Source organism: Mesorhizobium sp. M7A.F.Ca.AU.002.02.1.1 (assembly GCF_003998535.1).
Taxonomy (GTDB): Bacteria; Pseudomonadota; Alphaproteobacteria; order Rhizobiales; family Rhizobiaceae; genus Mesorhizobium; species Mesorhizobium ciceri.
Genome location: NZ_RZPB01000496.1, coordinates 1 through 4,636 on the forward strand (window position 1 = coordinate 1; position 4,636 = coordinate 4,636).

General features: G+C 59.4%; 5 protein-coding genes. 4 read left to right on the forward strand and 1 reads right to left on the reverse strand.

What is annotated here, in order from left to right:
• The 3 genes from EN879_RS39505 to EN879_RS25015 all read left to right on the forward strand — a co-directional run.
• A partial coding sequence (locus tag EN879_RS39505; protein ID WP_206520999.1) for a hypothetical protein occupies nt 1–202 on the forward strand: 202 nt, incomplete at its 5' end.
• 130 nt (nt 203–332) lie between these two features.
• On the forward strand, nt 333–1,586 hold the full coding sequence (locus tag EN879_RS25010; RefSeq protein ID WP_063170825.1) for a diguanylate cyclase: 1,254 nt from the start codon (nt 333–335) through the stop codon (nt 1,584–1,586).
• Between the two features lie 328 nt (nt 1,587–1,914).
• Nucleotides 1,915–2,151 (forward strand): hypothetical protein, encoded by a 237-nt coding sequence (locus tag EN879_RS25015; RefSeq protein ID WP_013525027.1) that lies wholly within the window; start codon nt 1,915–1,917, stop codon nt 2,149–2,151.
• A gap of 562 nt (nt 2,152–2,713) precedes the next feature.
• Here EN879_RS25015 and EN879_RS25020 read toward each other — a convergent pair.
• Nucleotides 2,714–4,054: a Do family serine endopeptidase gene (locus EN879_RS25020; protein WP_244514445.1), complete on the reverse strand. Its 1,341-nt coding sequence runs from the start codon at nt 4,052–4,054 to the stop codon at nt 2,714–2,716.
• A 286-nt stretch (nt 4,055–4,340) separates the two neighbouring features.
• Here EN879_RS25020 and EN879_RS25025 point away from each other — a divergent pair.
• The coding region (locus EN879_RS25025) for a hypothetical protein (RefSeq protein WP_127274312.1) at nt 4,341–4,636 on the forward strand (296 nt) is incomplete at its 3' end.

A 4,636-nucleotide genomic window follows, 5' to 3' on the forward strand; every position in this document is an offset into this window, starting at 1 on the left:
ATCCTGTTGGTCTGCAGGCAATACTCGAAAGGTCGACATGACAAGAATCGGCATCACCCGTTCCTTCACGCGCTCAACTTCAGAAGCTCTCGGAACATTTCGCCGAGCCCAGCGGCGGGGCGTGGATAACAGCGGTGCAGCGCCACCGCAATTACAAAGGTTAATTCGGCTACGCATCGAGCATCGGATGGTTTGGGACTGATTGTTCGCAAATCGCAGCTATAAATCAAATCTTCAGGGTAAGTTGACATGCTTGCCCACCGCCGACCGCCTATGGCTTGGATAGATATTCAGGAGAAAGCAGCGTAGGGCCTATCGACTTGTCAGATCTGATGCCCCCCGATGTGCAGGATGATCCTGCCCTAGCCGCTGAGGTCGACCGGCTTCTGGCGCGCCGTACGCGCGAAATCAGCCTGGGTGGCGAGATCGAACGCCTATTTCGAGCACGTGTCTGGTCGCAAACGGCGAAAATCATCCGCGCGTGGATGATCTGGGTGGCATTTTTGGATGTGCTGACGTTGGCATTGAACGCGGCGTTGCTTCCATGGGGCGTAGCGCAGTCCATGCTCCTGCCCGGCGCCATCATCCCGCCCGTCGCGTTGGCCGTGGTCCTTGTTTGGCGCAAACCGCAGGCGCCTTGGCTCCAAGGAGCCTCGCTGATCGCAGGCATGTTCCTTATCTTGTTGTCAGTCGCATTGGTCGGAGCAAGCGCTGGTGGCGAGTTCTACGAACGGCAATTGAACGTCATGTTGTTCGTGGCCATCACAGCCATCATCATCTTCGGGATCCCCTTGGCCTGGACGATGACGATCGCTGCGCTGGCGCTCGGACTTTATCTCATGCTTCAACTGCAGAACCCGGCCATCGCGCATGGGAGTGCAGTAGCTGGAACGCTGTTCTTCGCCAGCGGTATCTTTGCAACGGTGGCCGCGCGGCGCATCATGACAATTCTCGCTCAAAAGACTTTCCTGTTTGAGCTTCGCGACCGACGCAGGGTCGCCCAACTGGCGAAAGCGAATGATCGACTGGTACTCCTGGCGAGGACCGATCCACTCACCGGCATCTCCAACCGTCGCTGGATGACGGAAACACTCGAGCGCCTATGGGGAAGCGACAAACGTTGCCTTGCCGGTGCCGCGATGCTGATGTGCGACATTGACAACTTCAAGAAGCTAAACGACCACCTCGGCCATGCGGAGGGAGATCGGTGTTTGGTAAAGGTCGCAACTATCTTGAAGGAAAACGTGAGGCGTGATCGCGATCACGTTGCCCGTTATGGCGGCGAAGAATTCCTCGTGCTCCTGCCCGGGGTGAACGAGGAAGAGGCCGCCGCTGTGGCTGAACGAATGCGTAAGAGCGTCGAGGCTGCCGCTTTGCCCAACCCTGGATCCCGTGTGTCGCGCTGGGTCACCCTGAGCATTGGAGTTGCCGTTCAGACCGCTGAGGCGATCTCGCCGGAGCAGTTACAGCAACGGGCGGATGCCGCACTTTACCTTGCCAAGCAGACGGGCCGCAACAGGGTGCTGCTTCACAGACCGGAGTTATCCGCGCGCAAACATATTCGGCCGGGCAGCCTTGGGGCATAGGCCGTGCGTGGCCGAGTTTCCGGGTTGTTGAGAACACCCATGGCCGATTCCGGCTGCGTGGATGATCCAGGAGGAGTTCCACCAAGTGGCCTCAGTGATGGCGATCATCTGGATGACTTGCCGGGTCTTCGCAAATGCCGAGCGCATGGGCTCCGTCGATTTCTGCGCCCTGCGCCCTATGTGGCGCGCGTTTGGCTAGGTGAAGGGCGCCCATTGCGCAGCCCCTGATCTTGCGCAAGGGAATCCTGCGACAGCCCTCATTAGATCGGTTGCAAGTGCTCCATGAAATCTCCATCTAGTTCAGTTGTAGTCAGAACGCGGTCAAACGATGACACGGCAAGAAGTTCTCTCCGTCATTGGATCAGCCGACGATATTACGGTTGCGGAGATCATCGCAACGGGTGCGTCGATCGAGGAATTGAGAGAGGCATGGGCATGGGCTTTTGCTGACGAGGCGTTAATGGGACAGGGGCGCCCGCTTCCGGGAACACGAGCGGCCGCGCTTATTGACCTGCTTAAGCCCGACGAGGACGACCCGGCTGAACCGGGCACCCGTCTGGAGTAAATCAGCAAACCCATCGAATGTGCAATTCGGTCTTGTCATCCACGGCAGCGTTGCAGACACTTTCTCGGTGAAACCGACCTTTGTGCCCGTTTCAGTTCAGTCATAGGTCTTGCGCGTGGGCTCCAGACTCCCGACCATCGTAGCCGAGTAGCAGGCATCACAGGCCTCGTGCGGCTCAGTCGGCCACTGGATAACGCTACAGCATTGATCACACAGCCGATTTGGAGATCGCCCACTTCTCTTGCGTTCACACGCCAGAGATCGCTAGTCTAAACCTGTGGCGCGAAGTTCCTTACATCGATAAAAGCACACGCGCTCAGAAGCGGATCGCAGGCTTTTGTTGTCCACCTGTGTGGTCGCCGGATGCGCCGAAACGTAAGGACTTTCGCCTCGCCGACCGGAGTCGCCGACCGTGCGCGCAAAGCCGCAGAGCAGTTCCCGCAGCCGCATGTTGAGCCGGACCGCCACTTCAAACATACCGCTCATCAGCTTCACAACTCTGGTGCGCTCCGGTAGGGGGCCAGCCCAGCAGCACAGATCGCGACGCCGTCTGGCCTGTCAGTCAGGAGTTTGCCACAGCAACGAAAAGCGATTGTCCCTGCCGGTCGATACGGAACAACACTGGCTTTTTCTGCTGACGGGATTTCGCCCATTCCTCGCGGACGTCAGACGGCTGGGTCATGTTTCGGTTGTTGGCCGACACGATGACGTCGCCGGGCCGGATGCCGCTTTCGGCCGCAGGACTGTTGGGAGCGACATCCTGGACGAACACGCCCGTGGTGTCGGCCTGCAGGCCGAGTTGCTGGCGCGCTTCGTCCGGAATGGCGCTCAGCGACATACCAAGGCGCTGGTCCTCAGTCCCCAGGCTTGGAATGGCACCGGTCTGTTCCTCCTGATCCCTGCGTCGATCGACAGTCAGCGACAATTCCTGGTTTGTGCCGCCCCGGTTCGTTGTTACGGTGACTTTCGATCCCGGCTTCTGGCTTGCTGCCGCCAGCGTCAGGTCATGGACGCCTTGGATGTCCTTGGCGTTGAACCGGGTTATCACGTCGCCGGCCTGGATTCCCGCTTTCTGCGCCGGGCTGCCAGCCTCGACCGAGGCAACCAGCGCTCCCTTGGCGCCCGGCATTCCGAGCGCCTCGGCGATGGAGGGCGTGATCTCCTGAAGACGCACGCCGATGAAGCCGCGCTCGATGCGGCCAGTGCTGATCAGTTGGTCGACGATAGTCCGAGCTGTGCGCGAGGGCACCGCGAACCCAATGCCTATGCTACCGCCTGACGGCGACACGATTGCCGTGTTGACTCCGATGACTTCGCCGCGCGCGTTGAACAAAGGACCTCCCGAGTTACCTCTGTTGATCGAGGCGTCAGTTTGCAGGAAATCGTCGTAAGGACCGGCCTGGATATCGCGAGAGCGGGCAGAAAGGACGCCAACAGTGACCGTGCCCCCGAGGCCGAAGGGACTGCCGATGGCGATGGTCCAGGCCCCTGGTTGCATCGCGTCCGAATCCCCCCAGGCCGTCGCCGTCATGTTGGGCGGAGGCTCGACTTTCAATACCGCGATGTCGGTTGCCGGATCGCGGCCCACCACCCGGGCGGGCGCCGTCTCCTTGTCGGAGAACACGACGTGAATCTCAGTTGCGTCGGCGACGACATGGTTATTGGTGACGATATAGCCTTCGGGACTGATCACAAAGCCGGAGCCGAGTGCTTCCCGCACCTGGGGCTGGATACGCCCTCCTCCGTCGAAGGGATTGGGAAAGTCGTTGAGCGTCGTTTGATCCTGGATGATCTGCCTGGTCGTGATGGCGACAACCGCGGGCAGCTTCTGACGCACGATTGCGCTGAAGTCGTTCGGAATTTCCTGTGCGGTGGCCGGAGCAAGGCCGCCAGTCGAGAGCATCAGGGCTCCTGTGATCAAGCCAATGCACAAGTTCCTAGAGAGGTAAGACATGACTGGTTCTCCTGCCGGATTCGGGTCCTTGATTTTCGCCCGACGTCAGAACTGAGATTCTCGCCGATTGTTTCACCGGCTGGATAAAATGGTTCTAAGGCGTTGACCACGGGAAATGTGACCCGTGCCAAGCCATTGAAACTTGCTTGAGACGTCCCAAAATTTCGTCTGGCGGGAATCGCGAGAGCCGCCAAACTCAAACACGCAGGAGATTGTCTGAAGCGGAGGACCATCAATGGAAGCAGCCATTTCGACCCATTTTGCCTCGATTGAACCCGTGGCCCCCGATGTTTTTCTGGACCGATTGCTGCATCCGGCACGGCATTTCAAACATCCCCACGACGTTTTGGCCGACGTTGCCCTGGACGGTCAGGAGAAGCGCGCCATCCTTTCGTCATGGGCGTCGGATGCCTGCGCGTTAGAATCCGTGCCAGCGCTTCGCATGCTGCCGGGGGCGGGTGAACCAGTCAGCTTCGATGCGATCATGGATGCATTGCAACAATTGGATCAATCGGACGAGCTTGCCGGTCC